The organism is Candidatus Nanosynbacter sp. TM7-076 (assembly GCF_022828325.1).
Taxonomy (GTDB): domain Bacteria; phylum Patescibacteriota; class Saccharimonadia; order Saccharimonadales; family Saccharimonadaceae; genus Nanosynbacter.
Genome location: NZ_JAJQJS010000003.1, coordinates 1 through 16,239, shown reverse-complemented (window position 1 = coordinate 16,239; position 16,239 = coordinate 1). Strand labels below are relative to the sequence as shown.

Here is a 16,239-nt window from a genome sequence, read left to right as displayed (position 1 = left end):
TAATTTTATTCCATCGGGCGAACTTTTTCTTCTATGAAGGCAATTTCTTTATCGCTTAGATTATATTTTTTATACAACTGCTTATCAACCTCTTCAATAGATTTCGACCAATCAATATCTGATTCCGGAGTGAAGTCCTGAATTGGCACATATTTATATGTAGTCGTCGAGTGCTGCGTAGTTTTCAATATTCCAACCATCGTTCGGAAGAATTTCGTTTTTATATACTTCAGCAAAGCCTCAGCCTCAAATTTAGTATTAAAACATCCAATTCTCAAATAAGTTTCTGTACATATCTGTATCGGCGAGCCGAGTATCGGCGAGCCGAGTATCGGCGACGGTATGGTCTCACCTATAGCTCCGCATCCGTAAGCATATGGTATGAACACTTTCCACCTGCCTATCGTATCGCCCCCTGCAGGAACGGGATAGTCTCTAGGGACGAACCTAGAAGTCCTCTTGGTTTTATATAGACCAATTATTTCTATATCATCATCTTTCTGCTTTTTGATATTTACAGGTGGCAAATTATATTTAGACTGACTAGTGAAAAAGTCGGTGCTCAAGCCGTACGGCTTGCGCACCGAAACGATTTTTTGCATATTCTGTTCTTTAAAGTCAACTGTTTCTTTTTTCACTTTCCCTAAAATATCAGCAAGCTCAGCATACGGAATAAAAATCCCAACCCCTTCTTCATCGAGAAACTTATGCATAGTTTCTTCCGACGCAGTATCCTTGACGGTTATTTTTGCCTTTCCTGTATAATTTCTATTTCGTACAAAGTAACAAATTCCTCCCTTTATGTCATTATTAGGAAAAATATCTTTCGAATCCATAAAATAATAAAATGATTGTATTTGATGATCTTTAAGCATACTTTCTGTGAACTTCTTTAAGCCTTTACCTGCACCCATAGCCCATCGCGACGGTATAACAAGACACTGAATATCACTGAAATTCTTAGACTCCTCGACGAAATACTGATATATTGGGCTAGCGCTAGCGTTAGCTGAACCGTCAGCTCGAGCTCCATTGTCATTTTCCTGATACGGCGGATTTCCAACTACTGCTGTAAATTTCATATTTAACGTCTCTCCCTTTTTGAACGCGTCAGTTAAGTCTAATTGCTTAAGATTGCTACCATCAATACCTGAAAATGTCCCGTAAATGTACTTGCGTGCGATATTGTAGATAATATTCGTTGGCGCAAATCCATAAAGCTGCTTCTCAAGGATGTGTTTTACTCTTTCCGACTTATCTGGTATTTTACTCTCAAGTCCTCTGTTTAACCTCTTTGCTATTTCCGTAAGATACAAGCCACTCTTTACATATAAATCCGCAAATGTCGCATTTGGATCTTCAAATATGCCAGGATTATTTTCTTCCAACAAATCAAGCATTTTATTCACAACTCCTCTTGGCGTAAAAATCTGATTTGTTTTTAACGGGCGAATGTAAGAGAAAATGTCTTCTTTGGCGCCAGGGGAGAGGTAATCCGCAATTTCCTGTCGCTTCTCCTCAAATTCTCGAATGGCGGCGTTAAATGTATAGCGATCAAAAAATCCTTCAAATGTTTCGCCAGTTTCTGGATTTGTCCATGGGCCGCGAATTTTACGGAAGTCATCTTTTGTAAATGGCTCACTATCTTTTTCTGTAAATAATTCCTCAAAATCCTTGTCAGAAACGGTATCCTCGATGTTATCCAATGTGATTTCATCTACATCTGTACTGGCAGCCATAATGAATGAAGGAATAGCGCGAGTAAATGTACGCAATTTCCTCCTAATTTGGTCCATTTCAGATTTTTCTTCTTTTTCGTACTTATCCTCTTCTTTATGAATGACGGTATCGTTAGGAAGATCTTTCTCAATTATATTCGCCAGGCTATCCGCTAACTTATCCTGAGCCATCCTGTCCGCTATATCGCCAGACACAAACTCTTCTGCCGCTTCTTTGACCTTTTCGCGGAGTCCACTTTTAATATTGTCAAGCTCTGTCTTTGAAGGAGAATAGTAATCTTTATATCTCCCAAGGGGCTCAGATATCTCAGACATGCAGTCAGCGGTAATTTTTTCAACAATCTTGTCCGCCTCCATATCCGAATCAACCGCAGACAACACAATATCCTGCATTCTTGAGGTGTAGACCTTATTACCGAGTAGTTTATCCTTATTTACAGATATTCTGTGATCTCGATTCTTCTTACGATCTGGGTCGTGTTGAACTTCTTCGCTTTTAGTCTGCTTATCAGTGTCGCTAGTTGAATGAGCCTTATTCAGTGCCGTAATCACCTCAGAAGGAATATTGAAGACATTGTTAATGTTTACAAATAACAAATTAGTAACAAAACCGCGGTTAACAACCTCCTTCGCGACGATGGCCTTAGGGAAAGTCAAAACTTGCTCTGCATCCAATTCGATCATCTTACCAGATTCATCTTCCGCCAAGACAGGGAAGTAGTTCAGCAATTCTGCTACGTTCTGCTCTCTGATTTTTTCTGTAGCTTCACCTCTGGCTACGTCCGCCAATAGACTGTTGGCAAACTTGTCATAAACTTTAAGCACGCGATTCGGCGAGAAATCAAAGACATAAGCCGACTTTTTACGACAGAGGTTGCCGTTATTATCTATAAATTCATACGGGTTCTGGGAACGGAATATTGCCTGCATATACAACGACTCAGATTTAATATCAGACAGCATAAGCACAGCAGACCACTCTTTAATAGTAACTCCAGTTGTCAATTGCCCGACAGATAAGGTTATGGTGCGATCATTCTCCTTGATAGCCTTTTTAGCCCTACTCAGAGCTTTCTCGTTAGCTGCAGTATCCTTCATTTCATCTTCAGATGAATTATTGTCAGACTGAGAAGACCTTCCATTGCCCGCGGCAAGCACTATTTTATATTCACTAAATACCGGGTGATGGCGCAACATTTTCTCCATAGCCATCGCTGAAGCAACGCGGTTTCCTACCAACCAAAACGTGTGTTTTAATTGATCTCTTAATTCAGGGGTTGAGAATGGATATTTTTCATTTGAAGTTAATTGATTTAAGAACGTTGAAATATCATTCTCATGAATAAACTTGCCGCTTGCGTCTGTTGCAAACATTTCATTCAACTCAAAAGCATAATCGATATTTTCATCGTCCATCTCCATGCCTTTTTCAAGCCGATCAGAGATAATATCGGACATCTTGTAGGTAAACAATCTCATATCTGGCAAATTAACGTGATCGCCTGAATCATCCAGATTCTTCAATTCTTCTTGCTTAGCTTTTTGCTCATCAATATAAGTCCAGTTGAATATCTGATTGTCCTTAAAATGTCCATCCGCTATTGCCTTAAAAGGCGTTCCAGATAAATGCAGCGTAAACCTGCGCTTAATTTTTCCAAAAGCTTCATTAGTTCTGTCTGTATCAACACCCTCATGAGCCTCATCTATAATCAACAAATCCCACTTAAGATCTGCCACCCATTTTAATTTGTTGTGCGGTCCACCAAAAACCTTGCCACCCTTTAAGTCCTGTAGACTTAAGAAAGTTATCTGCCTATCTTCACTTGATGAATTAGCCTTATTAAGGAACTCGTACCTAGATAAGGTTTCGCGTTCTTTTAAAGAATCTGCCGTCGAAATAAAATAATATCCATCAATGAACTTATCGAAATCATCAAACCACGAATTAGCGATTGCTGGACGATTAGTAACTATCAAAACATTCTTAGCGTTAAACTTTTTTGCAAAATCGTAAGAAGAGAGAGTTTTACCGAAGCGCGGTTTTGCGTTCCATAAAAATTCCGCTTCTTTATTTGGCGAAGAAAAATCTGTAGTCTGGTGAGATTCTGCATAAGCAAGGGTTTGAGAAACAGCACGTTCTTGCTCCTTTCTCAACTTATACGGACTTTTCTCGGAAGATCGACTGAATAAATTGCCATTAGCGTAATCATCAAACAGTTCTTTAGATTTTTCTGGCGTACCATTGAAGTAAAACCATTCCTCGCCCAATCCGCCATCGTCCTGCTTTTTACTCTTCTCGATTCCATTTTTTACGTAATATTTATGAAGATCCTTATCCTTAAAGAATTCGTGAGTTGCGTTAGAAAAAGAACTGGCACTCCACAATTTCTCATACCGCAATTTTACAGCCGCAGTCTTAGTCTGTTCTAATATTCGCGAATCAACGTCTTTACGTTCTGTATATCCGACTTTTTGCCAGCCTTTATTAGCTGGAAGATCTGGCAGAATATAAGAATATATTTGGGGATAAATCCTCTTTGTGGTTTTTATTATTTTCTTATCATCATTCATAAATATCCTCCACAGCCGCTAAGAGAGCAACCTTTCTGATAATTATACTATAAAACAGCCGCCAAAAACTCAGCTGAACGACATAATCTTAATAAAAAATCTGATACAGGTCTAGCATTTTCACTTCACCCATGCTATAATTAGTCAAGACGTTTTATAAAATCTAACGAGTAAAGAGATGGCAAAGAAGAATACGAAACGAAAGCTGATTGGTTTGGTGAGTAACTTGAGCAACCACCGAACTTACTATACTACTGTTAACACCCAGAACCGCACAACAAAAGGTCAGGGTAAATTGACACTACGTAAGTACGACCCAATTGCAAAGCAACACGCTACTTACACCGAGACTAAGAAAAACCTTGGTCGTAACGAAGTTAAAGCTCGCAAAAGCTAATTTAACAAGATTATACAGAAACTCCCTCGCATTAAGAGGGAGTTTTTATTTGGCAAGAATGTCTGACTATTTCCTCAATCGAGATTTCATATCACGAATGGTATTCATATAGTAAAGAAAAGCGTCGTACGGCGAATCATACGGGCTAAAATAAGCGTGGACATCGCCGTCGGTGAAATTCTTCGTTCCCATGTAATAGAAGTGGTCTGAAGTTTGCAATTTTCGCCAATCGCTAATTAAACCCTCGTCCTTACTATTCAAAACCTCATCTTCAAGCTCATAGACATATCGCAAAGCTTCTTTCTGCAAGCTGTTGCCGTTCCAAGCCGTCAAATCCCGCTCGGCGTCCGCCCACGTTACAGGCGACGGCATACTTATTTCACCGGCAGGCGCATTCGCGTCTAATGCTTCGCTAACGGTATAGAAAGTATTGCCGTCAGCGCTCAGCCATTTATCAACAAACTTCTCAAAGAAGCCGAAAATTCCAGATTCCGCCCACTGATGCTCGCCAAAAGTTTCATAGTCCATGAACAAGTTAAGCAGTGGCGCGTAACGAACAGAATCTTCCACCCACGTATTAAACTTATCCACGGTCAACGGCCATTCATTCCATTTTCGATCACTAAACCTAAACGCCAAATCATCGCTCAATCGATAATTCTTAAGTAGCAATCCAATTTTCTTCGTGCCTCTCGGGCGATATACATAATTTGGACTGCGCCAATTCAGAATCGGATCCCAACCTTCAGCCAACACGCCATTAAAGCCGTCCTGTTCAGCCCATTTTGCTAAGTCATCACTATACGCCAATTCTGTATTTGCCAAAACTCGCGTTTCCGCACCAAAAATCTCACGAATCTTCCAGCGGTGAAGCTCAACTTGGCGCTCGAATTCCTTACGTGAATAGAAAAACGCCAGACTGTGATGATACGGACTTGATAAGATTTCTACTTGACCAGTTTTCACTAGGCGCCTGAAACTCTCCAAAACCTCAGGATTAAACCTTTCGGCTTGCTCTAAAAACGTTCCGCTAAAACTCAGCGAGATCTTAAAATCAGGATATTTTTTCAATAATTTTTCAAGCAAAGCATTCATCGGCAAATACGACTTTTCTGCAACTTTTTGGAATATTTTTTGATTGTCCTGATTCGGATTTTGACCGCCAGAGAAATAGTTATGTTTCCAAGCCACGTCAAATATACTATACTCGCGTATTCGCCACGGTTGGTGTACATGTAGATATAAAACTATTCCTTTATTTTTATTCATATCAGCGCTCCTTTGTACAGTTTCAGACATTTTCTAGCGGCATCCTGCCAGGAAATTCTCGCGTATTCATTCTTAACGTTTTTCTTCAGAGATTTCTGTAAGGCAGGTGATTCAGCGATATTAACAATTTCATCCGCCAATTTATTCACGTCCCAATAATCAAACCGCATAATATTATTCAGAACCTCACCAACGCCAGATTGACGACTAATAAGTAACGCCGTGTCATGATGCGCCGCCTCCAAGGCAGTCAAGCCAAATGGCTCAGAAACCGAGCTCATCACAAAAACATCAATCAAACAGTAAATATCTCGCCACTGTTTTCCGCGCACAAATCCCGTAAAAATCATCTTATCGCTAATCCCCAAATCTGCCGCCAGTTCAATCAGTTCATCTCTTTGCTCGCCATTTCCGGATAAAACAAAAACAATCTTCTCATATTTATCAAGCGCCTTCGCTGCGGCTCGCACAAAATACGTCAAACCCTTCTGAACCGTGAGTCGCGTCAACGCGCCGACAACCGTATAGCCATCCTTTTTCAACTCCTCCAAATACCTGTAAGTACTGGCATCATACTCATGCGGCGGCAAATCAGCCAAATCAATCGCGTTATAAACCACCTCAATTTTCTCTGGCGGAATATGATAATTCTTAACAATTATTTCCTTCGTGATTTCACTAACGGCGATTATCCGATCAGCCATCAACAAGCCTTGTTGCTCAATTTCGTGAACCAGAGGATTCCCGGACTGCTCGCCAGAACGGTCAAACTCCGTCGCGTGAACGTGCACAATTAGCGGCGCGCCCGTCATTTCCTTAGCAATTATTCCAGCCTCCATCGTCAACCAATCATGCGCGTGAATCGCGTCAGGCTGATGATTTTTTACAAACTTCCGAACGTATTTACCGTAACGCCTCTGTACGGCACGCATCGGCGAAAGACCATACTCGTCCTTGGCGTTTTCACGATCTTCCTCCAAACCGTTATTATATGCACCCAAATCGTGATAATTTGGCGGCAAAGGAGTGGCTGAATAGATATTCATATAGTCAATTCCAGGATGCTCGGCGGTGTAGGGAATGATAAAGTCGATATCAACGCCTTCCGAAGCAAGCGCTTTCGACATCTGATAGCAAGCAACACCAAGTCCGCCACTATTGTGCGGAGGAAGTTCCCACCCAAGCATTAAAATTTTCATCTCTGAGTTAATTGTAGAACTACGCTTATGTTTTTTCAAGGGATTTTGGGATCTTTTTCACGAGTTTTTTATTTTTCACAATTTTAACATTTGCGACAAAGCTAATTCGTGATAAAATGGTTGCTATAGGAGTGTAGCTCAGGTGGCTAGAGCACTGGTCTCCAAAACCAGGTGTCGGGGGTTCGAGTCCCTCCACTCCTGCCAAGATTCTCGCTTGAAAGGGAATCTTTTTTATTAGTCAAAAATCTGCTATAATTTTTCAATATGAAACCTTTATCACCTTCACTTCCGCATATTATCGCCATGGTTGGTGCGCCAGGTTCAGGGAAGACACAATTCGCCGTAGAATTTGCGAAGATTTTCAATTCTCCAGTGGTGAGTTCTCGACAATTTGAAGTTTTTACGGACAATACAAAGACCATTTCTGACGCAACATTGTCGCTTTTGGAAGAATTTTTGAAGACTAAGCAAACTGTCATTTTGGACGGATCAACAGATCAGCGCACGAATCGTATGCGTATCAATCGCCTTGCCAGGGAATACGGATATAAAGTCCTATTTGTTTGGGTACAAACCGATCCTGCCACCGCCAAGCATCGCTGGATAAAGGCTTACGGCGGAAATGACGAATCTTTCGAGCGACGATTGAAGCAGTTTTCAGCGCCACACAGCAGCGAATCCTACGTCGTGATTAGCGGTCGCCACACCTTAAGCAGTCAGGCTCGCACTGTTCTTAAGCAAATCGGCGCCAGTCGCCCAGAAGCTCCGCGCCGCCCAATTGCCGGAAATCGTATTAACATAGGTTAGTCATGGCAATTATTACCGACGAAGAATTCGGAGAAATTGTCGTTAAAAAACGCAGCCTAGCGAAGACTGTTAGCTTGAAAATTGCGCCAGATGGACGAATACAAATCACAATGCCGCCATATGCGCCGCTGTTAGCCGCAAAGGCATTGGTTAAAACCTCCCGGAAGCAAATCCGCGAATTAGTTTCTCAATATAGAGAAAAGCTTTCTTACACAAAAAATCAGCAAATTGGCAAAAGCCATCATTTATTAATACAAACGGCCACGAAACCTTCGAGCGTAAAAATCGTCGGAACGCAGATATTGGCAGAAATCAACGAGGCGGAATCTGTTGAATCTACCGCAAACCAACAACTTATCCGCAGTAAAATTCTGGTCGCACTCAGAAAAGAAGCCAAGTCATATTTACCAAGGCGATTGTCGTTTTTAGCGAAAGAACACGGCTTTTCTTTTGCTCGGAGTAAAATCACACACTCATCAAGTCGCTGGGGAAGCTGCTCTTCATCTGGGACGATTAGCTTGAATATCGGGATGATGAACTTGCCATTTGAGCTGATTGATTACATAATTATCCACGAATTATGTCACACCAAACACATGAATCACTCGACAAAATTCTGGGACGAAGTTGCCAAATTTGACCCGCATTATAAAATGCACCGAAATGAATTGAAAAAATATTCGCCATACATATAGAAACGCATATGCTTATGTTATACTTTAGCTATGTGGGCGCTAATTTTTCTATTGATCACTCTGAGTGTTGTTTTAGGTGTTATAGCTATTGTTTTGCATAAAATATTGTCGGAAATTAGCGATAAGGACGATTGTAAAAATGATAAAAAAAGCCTTAGCGAACATCAAAGAATGATCACGCTTATCAATAATATTACCGACGCGATTCTCAGTACGGACGAACACGGAATTATCAATACATACAATTCGGCGGCGCTTAATTTAATTGACACGAACAGCGGAATTAACGGCGAACATATCAGTCAGGTGCTGAACCTTGAAACGACAGATAAAAAGCCGATTGACATTTTTAAGGAACTCACCAAATCTTCCGCAATTCGCCAGCGCGACGACGTCTTAATGAAAATCGAAGATGGCGATTATATTCGCCTGGAAGTTACGCTTGCGCCAGTTCAGGGCGGCGACAAGATGACACCGGACGGATATGTACTTATTTTACGCGACATCACGAAGACGAAGAGCCTCGAGGAGGAGCGCGATGAATTTATTAGCGTAGTTAGTCACGAATTACGCACGCCAATTGCTATTGCTGAAGGTTCGCTGAGTAACGCCAAATTACTGGTCGAGCGTAAAATGACCAGCAAAATTCCTGAAGCCATTGACGAATCTCATAAGCAAATTTTATTTCTAGCGCGAATGATCAACGACCTCAGTACGCTATCACGAGCAGAGCGAGGAGTAGCCGATGAAACGGAAATAATTGACGTGACAGAGTTGGCGGCTCAGATAAATTCCGAATATTCACCTCAGGCGGGCGAAAAAGGCTTAGCTTTCAATTTGGATATCGGCGGGCGACTTGGCGTGGTTAAGGTTTCTCGTCTATATCTGGAGGAAATTCTCCAAAACTTCATTACCAACTCTATTCGATATACACAAAAAGGCTCCATAACTTTATCCATCAAGAAAAATAAATCTGGCGAAATCACCTTCAAGGTTATTGACACGGGAATTGGCATTAGCAAAGCCGACATGGCAAAAATTTTCGATAAGTTTTACCGCGCAGAAGATTATAGAACTCGCGAGACGAAAGGCACGGGATTAGGTCTATATGTTTCCGCTAAGTTGGCGAAGAAATTGGGCTGCAAAATTGAGGTAGAAAGCCGATTGAACCACGGATCGACGTTCGGATTCAAACTAAAAGAGTTCAAAAAAAATGACAAATAATATTCGGTCAACTTGTTTTTTTGGACTGGATGAATTACAATGGCTATTGACAGTCTGTGAAAAACAGACTTTTTAAATTGGGAGAAAATATGGCACAGAAGGGCAAGGCAAGCAGCAAAACTACGGTTCGTCGAATCAAGGCTACTGACGACGCGCCAAAAAAAGAAAAAACTGTAGCGAAAAAAATCAATAAACCAACAAAAATCACCACAAAAACACCTAAAAAGTCTGGCGAAAAAGGTGGATTGATTGGATATTTTAAGGGCGCCTGGGAAGAGCTGAAGCTAGTTCGCTGGCCAACCCGCTCAGCCACTTGGGCAATGACAGCGGCAGTGCTTATCTTCACCTTTGTGTTTGTCGTTCTGATTTTATTACTTGACGCCGCATTTAACTGGGGCTTTAACCAAATTTTGAAGTAAGGGAGAGATTATGAGTTCAAAACGATATGACGATAGCAAGCAATGGTATGCAATTCACACTTATTCTGGCTATGAAGAAAAAGTTGCCGAATCAATCCGCCAACGAATCAACGGCGTCGATATGGCTGATAAGATTTTTGACGTTATCGTGCCAAAGGAGAAGCAAATCCAGATTCGCAACGGTAAGCGTAAAATTGTTGAGGCTAAGATCTTCCAGGGCTATGTCTTAGTCGAGATGAAATTGACCGACGAAACTTGGTACATCATCCGCAACACACCAGGCGTTACAGGATTTGTGGGCGCCGACACTACGCCAACTCCAGTTTCTGAAAAAGAAATTGCGAAGATTAAGAAGCGAATGGGCGTTGAAGAGCCAAAGCATCAGATTGATTTCTCAGAGGGCGAAGTTGTTTCAATTATCGACGGTCCATTCAAGGGCTTTGATGGCGCCGTGAGTGAAATTGACGCATCTAAGGGTACTTTGAAGGTTATGGTCAGCATGTTTGGCCGTGACACTCCAGTCGAGTTGGACGCCTTGCAGGTTAAAAAAGTTTAGCTTGCAATTTTAAGCATTTTTCGATACAATATTCGAGTTACGCACTACAAACTATAAGGAAGAACTATGGCAAAGAAAATTATTGGTAATTTGAAATTACGCATTCCAGCCGGTCGAGCAACAGCAGGTCCTCCAGTGGGATCAACGCTTGGTCAGTGGGGACTAAACATGATGGACTTCATCAATCCATTCAATGACGCTACAAAAGACATGATGGGTAAGGATGTAATTGTTCACATTCAAGTTTACGAAGACCGAACATTTACTTGGAACTCACTTGGTCAGCCAGTTGACGATATGATTCGTGAAAAAGCTGGCATCCAAAAGGGCAGCGGCAAGCCACACTCAGACAAGGTTGGTAAGATTACTCGCGCACAATTGCAAGAAATCGCTGAAGCGAAAAAAGATCAATTGAACGCAATCGACATCGAAGGCGCAATGAAAGTTATCGCCGGATCAGCACGCTCAATGGGCGTTGAAGTCGTCGACTAAGCTACAGAACTTTTAACAGATAGCCCCGAACTTCTCGGGGTTATTTTATGGTAAAATAAATGATTGTGAAGAATATTTTAGACAACAGTGTAATTTCCGCGCTCCAGAACGAGCAATTGATAATTGCTAAAACTGATACGATTTACGGAATATTAGCCGCTGCCAATTCAGAAAAAGCCGTCGAGAAATTATACGAAGTTAAGCGGCGCCCTTTGAATAATCCGGTCATTATTTTGGTTGCGGATATTGACGACATTCCTAATCTCACGCCGTCGATCAAACACAAATATCAAGAAATCTCCAAAAATAGACCAACAACAATCGCCACCAAAGTGAGCCCTAATTTTCTGCCACATCTTCCGAGGAACGGCGGAACATTGGCATTCAGAGTCGTGCCAGAATCTCCATTAGCAGAGTTAATTCGAATCGTCGGTCTTTTGGTCGCGCCCAGTGCAAATCCATCGGGAGAAGAACCGGCAAAAAACATCACCGAAGCGATAAATTACTTCCACGAATTAGTGCCGATTTATGTCGATTCTGGAGAAGTCGCCGACGCTCAACCGTCGCAAATCGTCCGAATCAACGAGGGCGGGGAAATTGAGTTTTTAAGAAGATAATCCTCGGAAAATTGCCAAATAAAAAAGACTTCCTCTAAATTACGGGGAAGTCTTTTTGCGTGAGTTACTTTACAAACGGATGCGCAATTTCCAAATCTGGGCGCTTTTCCGCAATTCTCAGCAGCTCGTTGTACTTAGCAATTCGCTCTGAACGCGACATCGAGCCAGTCTTAATTTGACCTGTACCCAAACCGACCGCCAAGTGAGAAATCGTTACGTCCTCCGTCTCGCCAGATCGGTGGCTCATCACTGTATTCCAACCAGCATTCTTCGCCATCAAAACAGCTTGAATTGTCTCAGTCAATGTACCAATTTGGTTCGGCTTGATTAAGATCGCATTGCCAGCCTTTTCTTCAATTCCGCGCTTCAATCGCTCGACATTCGTCACCAAAAGATCGTCGCCAACCAATTGCGCAAAATTGCCCAAATCAGCCGTCATTTTCTCCCAATCCTCCCAAGCTTCTTCGTTCAATCCATCCTCAATCGAGAGAACAGGGACGCGCTCCAGCAGAGCTTTATACGTGCGAATCATTTCGTCAGCCGACAGAATTCGGTGCTCAGTCGCCAAGTTATATTTGCCGTCCTTGTAAAGCTCGCTCGCTGCAACATCCAGCGCAAAGCCAAAGTCCACGCCTAATTTATAGCCAGCCTGCTCGATGGCGCGAGATAGTAACAAAATAGGCTCCATATTACCATTCCTGACATGAGGTGCATAGCCGCCTTCATCGCCAACCGTTGTAGGATAGCCTTCATCTTTCAGGATTTTTGCCAATGCATGAAAAACTTCAGCACTCATTCGAACTGCGTCCGCAAAAGTTGCCGCGCTAGTTGGAATAATCATATATTCCTGAAAATCAGTCGCACCCAGCGCATGCTGACCGCCATTCATCACGTTGATCATCGGCATTGGCAGGCACATTGCAGGATTTCCAGCCAAGCTATTGACGTATTGATATAACTCCACACCACGCGACTTAGCGACAGCTTTCGCCACGGCTAGTGACACCGCCAAAATCGCATTTGCACCCAAACGCGCCTTATTCGGTGTACCGTCCAGACTCTTCATTTTTTCATCAATTGCAGCCTGGTCAAACGGATTAGAGCCTTTCAAAGCCTGCGCAATCTCACCATTGACATTTTCGACCGCACGAAGCACACCCTTACCGCCGAACGCCAACTCGCCATCCCGAAGCTCAACAGCCTCGAAAGAGCCAGTGCTTGCGCCAGACGGAACAGCCGCACGACCGAACGAACCGTCACTCAAAGTCACGTCCGCCTCAACCGTCGGATTTCCACGCGAATCTAAAATTTGCCTTGCTTGTATGTTTGTAATTGTTATATCCATAATTACTATTTTATCAAAAACAGCAATTATATGTTAATCTTTATTTTTCTTCAGGTCGCGCCGTATTATCACCGGCTCACCAATTTGAGTTTCACCCAATCCTGAATAAAGCACCTTCGGACTATCACACATAGCGACGCGCACAACCCGAGAACCGTCAGACCCTCCAAGAGCTAAAGGTCCTTTACATTCTTTGGTTATGATAGAAATATCCCTCTGTGTTTCTGCTATTTTCTCGCTCAATCCGCCCAATTTACCGCCAGCTATTTTACAAGCGTAGTCAATAACTCCTTCAGACACTCTTTCGCCAGTAAGTACGTCAACTACTACGATTTCCTCCTCTTCCGCCGATGCCATTCTCAGGAGTTCGCCTACCGCTTTCTTATATTCATCCAATTCAAGTAGTGCCGCCATTACTCTCGGGCAAGATTCGCATTGTGGCGAAACGATTATAGCATCTTCCTTCTCCCAAGACGGAGTAATTCCACTTACTATTTCCTCAAAATTATCATCTGAACCACTTAAAACTTCACTCATAGTATGAATATTGTACAATTATTCTCCATAAAATCAAACATTTGCCTCAATCTCTGAAAATATGGTATAATTTCAACATTATCAATCAATGTTGGGAGGCTGATTTGTTAAGATGACAAATTGCCGTTCGTACCACAGAAAGGATTTTTATGGCAAAGAAAGCCGAGTTGCTAGAAAAAGCAGCAGAACTAAAATTAGAGGTCAGTGAGAAAAATACAATCGCTGAAATTGAAGCAGCAATTGCAGAAGCTACAGACGCAAGCAAATCTCAAGACAACAAAGACAAAGACGTTGTTGCTGAGCGCGAAGCTACTGTCGCTAAGTCTGGCAAACGCAGCCAAAAAGCTCTTGACGAAGCCGCTGAAAAAGCAGAGAAGGAAGCTCGTAAGGAAGCTGGTGACACTACTCCACAATCAGACGACGCCGAAGCTCACGTAAAGAAAGGTCCAAAGCCAGTTACTCGTCCACGCTTGGAGCGCCGCGGTAAAAAATATCAAGACGCTGCAAAAAACATTGAAAAGAACAAATTGTACAGCTTAGACGAAGCTTTGAAATTGGCTACTGAAACCAGCCCAGTCAAGTTCGACGCTAGCGTTGAAATCCACATCCGCCTAGGTGTTGACCCACGCCAAGCCGACCAAAACATTCGCTCAACCGTAGCATTGCCACACGGTACAGGTAAGGATGTTCGCGTAGCAGTTTTTGCACCAGAATCAGAACACGCTGCCGCTAAAAAAGCTGGCGCTGACATCATCGGTGACGAAGAATTCCTAAGCCAATTGGACAAAGAAGAATTGAACTTCGACATTTTGGTTGCGACTCCACAGTACATGCCAAAGCTTGGTAAATACGCACGTTTGCTTGGCCCACGCGGTTTGATGCCAAATCCAAAGTCTGGCACTGTTGCTACCGATGTCGCTAAAGCCGTTTCTGAAGCAAAGGCCGGAAAAGTTGAATATCGTGTTGATAAGCAAGCCATCGTTCACTTGTCAATCGGCAAAGTATCATTCGGCGCTGAAAAATTGTCAGAAAACGCACGCGCATTCTTGACCAGCCTGAACTCCCAAAAGCCATCCAGCTTAAAGGGTGTTTACATTAAGAGCGTCGCAGTCGCTACAACCATGGGCCCTGGCATTAAAGTAGAGAACTCTCTGTAATCTTTACGTTTCAGCCAATTAAATCCCGTCGATTCTGGCGGGATTTTTGTGTTACTATTGCATTTTTCATTTTTTATGATAAAATAGTAAAGTCCGCCTAGATGCTGATGTTCAAGTGAGTTCTTGATTTCCAGCCTAGCGCTGGATAAGAACCTTAACATCTGCTATCTAAAGTTTTCACGAGAGAAAGGATGGCGCGATGAGCCGTCACACCAAGACTCCACTGAGAGTCTCAATGCTGGCAATTCTTGTCGGCATTATCGGAATGCTCCTCTTCGGAGGAGTAACGCACGCCGCCGCCGACGAGGCACAGTCCTCGTCTGGTATCGAAGTGGCGTCTACCGCCACTACCGGTCACCAGATGACCGCCGAAATCACCCGCGTAACTTCCGCGGGAACCCACATCACTTCGAGTGTTTCCGCAAGCGGAACGTGGGCTGTAGCCAAACTCGAAACGGGACAGTCATTCACGGTAGATGCTGGCGCTTACCTCAAGTGGGCCAGCAGTTTCCCCTTTGTCCTAGATTCAGGGGAGCAGATCGGTGACTGCACGGTCAGTGAGGGCTCCCTCACTTGTACCGTCAACACCATCCCTGCTTCGGTGGCCAACAAGACCGATATTTCCGGTCATTGGTGGGCTACCGCTAGGGTTCAGGAGTCTTCCGTTGGTCGGACCGTTACCGAACTCACCCTGAACGGAAAGACGACGTCTGTCACGTTCGGTGATAGCAACGGTGATGGTACATGCGATAGGGACTGCGGTCCTGTCCACTACAGCTACGTCACGGCGGACAACTTCAAGGCCGGCTGGCTTAACGCCGATGGCTCAACGTCGTGGATGATCAGCTGGCTCGTAGAGCCAGGAGCAGAATACACCATTCACGACTTCAACACCCGTCTGTCTTCTGACGTTGACTGTGCTAAGGGTAACACTTGGAACCCGAACACGACCATCAAGGTCAAGGCCGCTAAGGTCGACGATAGCACCATCAAGCTGACGGCACCTTCCGGTGCCAAGGTGTGTGTCACATACACACCGGAAAAGATGGTGCCTCCCGCCGGCGCAAAGACGGTAACGAACACGGCGTCTGTGAACGGCACCAAGTACGAGTCTTCCGTTGAAATTAAAGCGTCTGGTGGCACAGACGGTGACGGCACGACGACCCCGGAGCCGACACCGTCGACACCTAGCGTGACACCCGCACCGAGTCCGAC

General features: G+C 43.4%; 14 protein-coding genes, 1 tRNA gene and 1 pseudogene. 11 read left to right on the top strand and 5 right to left on the bottom strand.

Annotated elements, in window-relative coordinates:
• Positions 1-5 precede the first annotated feature (5 nt).
• Entirely contained in the window at positions 6-4,310 is a 4,305-nt protein-coding gene (locus tag LRM47_RS02680) for an Eco57I restriction-modification methylase domain-containing protein (protein ID WP_243822702.1), read from the bottom strand.
• Between the two features lie 178 nt (positions 4,311-4,488).
• On the opposite strand from LRM47_RS02680, the gene rpmG reads away from it, so the two are divergent.
• Entirely contained in the window at positions 4,489-4,707 is a 219-nt protein-coding gene (gene rpmG / locus LRM47_RS02675) for a 50S ribosomal protein L33 (protein ID WP_129632843.1), read from the top strand.
• A gap of 66 nt (positions 4,708-4,773) precedes the next feature.
• Here the strand turns inward: rpmG and LRM47_RS02670 are convergent, their stop codons facing one another.
• Positions 4,774-5,976 (bottom strand): glycoside hydrolase family 57 protein, encoded by a 1,203-nt coding sequence (locus LRM47_RS02670; protein WP_243822701.1) that lies wholly within the window; start codon positions 5,974-5,976, stop codon positions 4,774-4,776.
• Entirely contained in the window at positions 5,973-7,175 is a 1,203-nt protein-coding gene (locus tag LRM47_RS02665) for a glycosyltransferase family 4 protein (RefSeq protein ID WP_243822700.1), read from the bottom strand. The genes LRM47_RS02670 and LRM47_RS02665 overlap by 4 nt, the downstream gene beginning before the upstream one ends.
• 127 nt (positions 7,176-7,302) lie before the next feature.
• Between LRM47_RS02665 and LRM47_RS02660 the strand changes: the two genes are divergently transcribed.
• The 8 genes from LRM47_RS02660 (at position 7,303) to LRM47_RS02625 (ending at position 11,985) form a co-directional block, all read left to right on the top strand.
• A tRNA-Trp gene (locus LRM47_RS02660) sits at positions 7,303-7,379 on the top strand.
• Positions 7,380-7,439: 60 nt separating this feature from the next.
• On the top strand, positions 7,440-7,982 hold the full coding sequence (locus tag LRM47_RS02655) for a P-loop nucleotide/nucleoside kinase family protein (RefSeq protein ID WP_129632608.1): 543 nt from the start codon (positions 7,440-7,442) through the stop codon (positions 7,980-7,982).
• A gap of 2 nt (positions 7,983-7,984) precedes the next feature.
• Positions 7,985-8,677 (top strand): M48 family metallopeptidase, encoded by a 693-nt coding sequence (locus LRM47_RS02650; protein WP_243822699.1) that lies wholly within the window; start codon positions 7,985-7,987, stop codon positions 8,675-8,677.
• 30 nt (positions 8,678-8,707) lie between these two features.
• Positions 8,708-9,901, top strand: coding sequence for a sensor histidine kinase (locus tag LRM47_RS02645; RefSeq protein WP_243822698.1), 1,194 nt, complete (start codon positions 8,708-8,710; stop codon positions 9,899-9,901).
• Positions 9,902-9,990: 89 nt separating this feature from the next.
• On the top strand, positions 9,991-10,320 hold the full coding sequence (gene secE, locus LRM47_RS02640; RefSeq protein WP_129634978.1) for a preprotein translocase subunit SecE: 330 nt from the start codon (positions 9,991-9,993) through the stop codon (positions 10,318-10,320).
• 10 nt (positions 10,321-10,330) lie between these two features.
• Complete coding sequence (gene nusG / locus LRM47_RS02635) at positions 10,331-10,876, top strand: transcription termination/antitermination protein NusG (protein ID WP_129632621.1); 546 nt, start codon at positions 10,331-10,333, stop codon at positions 10,874-10,876.
• Between the two features lie 66 nt (positions 10,877-10,942).
• The gene (rplK, locus tag LRM47_RS02630) at positions 10,943-11,368 is read left to right on the top strand and encodes a 50S ribosomal protein L11 (RefSeq protein WP_129632624.1); all 426 of its coding nucleotides are present in this window, start codon (positions 10,943-10,945) and stop codon (positions 11,366-11,368) included.
• A 65-nt stretch (positions 11,369-11,433) separates the two neighbouring features.
• Positions 11,434-11,985 carry an L-threonylcarbamoyladenylate synthase gene (locus LRM47_RS02625; protein ID WP_243822697.1) on the top strand — a complete coding sequence of 184 codons (552 nt, stop codon included), beginning with the start codon at positions 11,434-11,436 and terminating at the stop codon, positions 11,983-11,985.
• Positions 11,986-12,049: 64 nt separating this feature from the next.
• Here the strand turns inward: LRM47_RS02625 and eno are convergent, their stop codons facing one another.
• Both eno and LRM47_RS02615 read right to left on the bottom strand, forming a co-directional pair.
• Complete coding sequence (eno, locus tag LRM47_RS02620) at positions 12,050-13,330, bottom strand: phosphopyruvate hydratase (RefSeq protein WP_243822696.1); 1,281 nt, start codon at positions 13,328-13,330, stop codon at positions 12,050-12,052.
• Between the two features lie 33 nt (positions 13,331-13,363).
• Positions 13,364-13,867 carry a hypothetical protein gene (locus LRM47_RS02615; protein ID WP_243822695.1) on the bottom strand — a complete coding sequence of 168 codons (504 nt, stop codon included), beginning with the start codon at positions 13,865-13,867 and terminating at the stop codon, positions 13,364-13,366.
• A gap of 470 nt (positions 13,868-14,337) precedes the next feature.
• Here LRM47_RS02615 and rplA point away from each other — a divergent pair, with 470 nt between their 5' ends.
• Together rplA and LRM47_RS02605 are read left to right on the top strand one after the other, a co-directional pair.
• Complete coding sequence (rplA, locus tag LRM47_RS02610; RefSeq protein ID WP_243822763.1) at positions 14,338-15,024, top strand: 50S ribosomal protein L1; 687 nt, start codon at positions 14,338-14,340, stop codon at positions 15,022-15,024.
• Positions 15,025-15,223: 199 nt separating this feature from the next.
• Positions 15,224-16,239 (top strand): annotated as a pseudogene (locus tag LRM47_RS02605) (hypothetical protein); the annotation flags it as partial.

Excerpts from the sequence above, each read along its gene's own strand:
- LRM47_RS02650 (WP_243822699.1), top strand. The coding sequence starts at position 7,985 with ATGGCAATTATTACCGACGAAGAATTCGGAGAAATTGTCGTTAAAAAA.
- LRM47_RS02680 (WP_243822702.1), bottom strand. The coding sequence starts at position 4,310 with ATGAATGATGATAAGAAAATAATAAAAACCACAAAGAGGATTTATCCC.
- LRM47_RS02655 (WP_129632608.1), top strand. The coding sequence starts at position 7,440 with ATGAAACCTTTATCACCTTCACTTCCGCATATTATCGCCATGGTTGGT.
- LRM47_RS02665 (WP_243822700.1), bottom strand. The coding sequence starts at position 7,175 with ATGAAAATTTTAATGCTTGGGTGGGAACTTCCTCCGCACAATAGTGGC.
- eno (WP_243822696.1), bottom strand. The coding sequence starts at position 13,330 with ATGGATATAACAATTACAAACATACAAGCAAGGCAAATTTTAGATTCG.
- LRM47_RS02615 (WP_243822695.1), bottom strand. The coding sequence starts at position 13,867 with ATGAGTGAAGTTTTAAGTGGTTCAGATGATAATTTTGAGGAAATAGTA.
- LRM47_RS02645 (WP_243822698.1), top strand. The coding sequence starts at position 8,708 with ATGTGGGCGCTAATTTTTCTATTGATCACTCTGAGTGTTGTTTTAGGT.
- rpmG (WP_129632843.1), top strand. The coding sequence starts at position 4,489 with ATGGCAAAGAAGAATACGAAACGAAAGCTGATTGGTTTGGTGAGTAAC.
- rplK (WP_129632624.1), top strand. The coding sequence starts at position 10,943 with ATGGCAAAGAAAATTATTGGTAATTTGAAATTACGCATTCCAGCCGGT.
- LRM47_RS02670 (WP_243822701.1), bottom strand. The coding sequence starts at position 5,976 with ATGAATAAAAATAAAGGAATAGTTTTATATCTACATGTACACCAACCG.
- secE (WP_129634978.1), top strand. The coding sequence starts at position 9,991 with ATGGCACAGAAGGGCAAGGCAAGCAGCAAAACTACGGTTCGTCGAATC.
- nusG (WP_129632621.1), top strand. The coding sequence starts at position 10,331 with ATGAGTTCAAAACGATATGACGATAGCAAGCAATGGTATGCAATTCAC.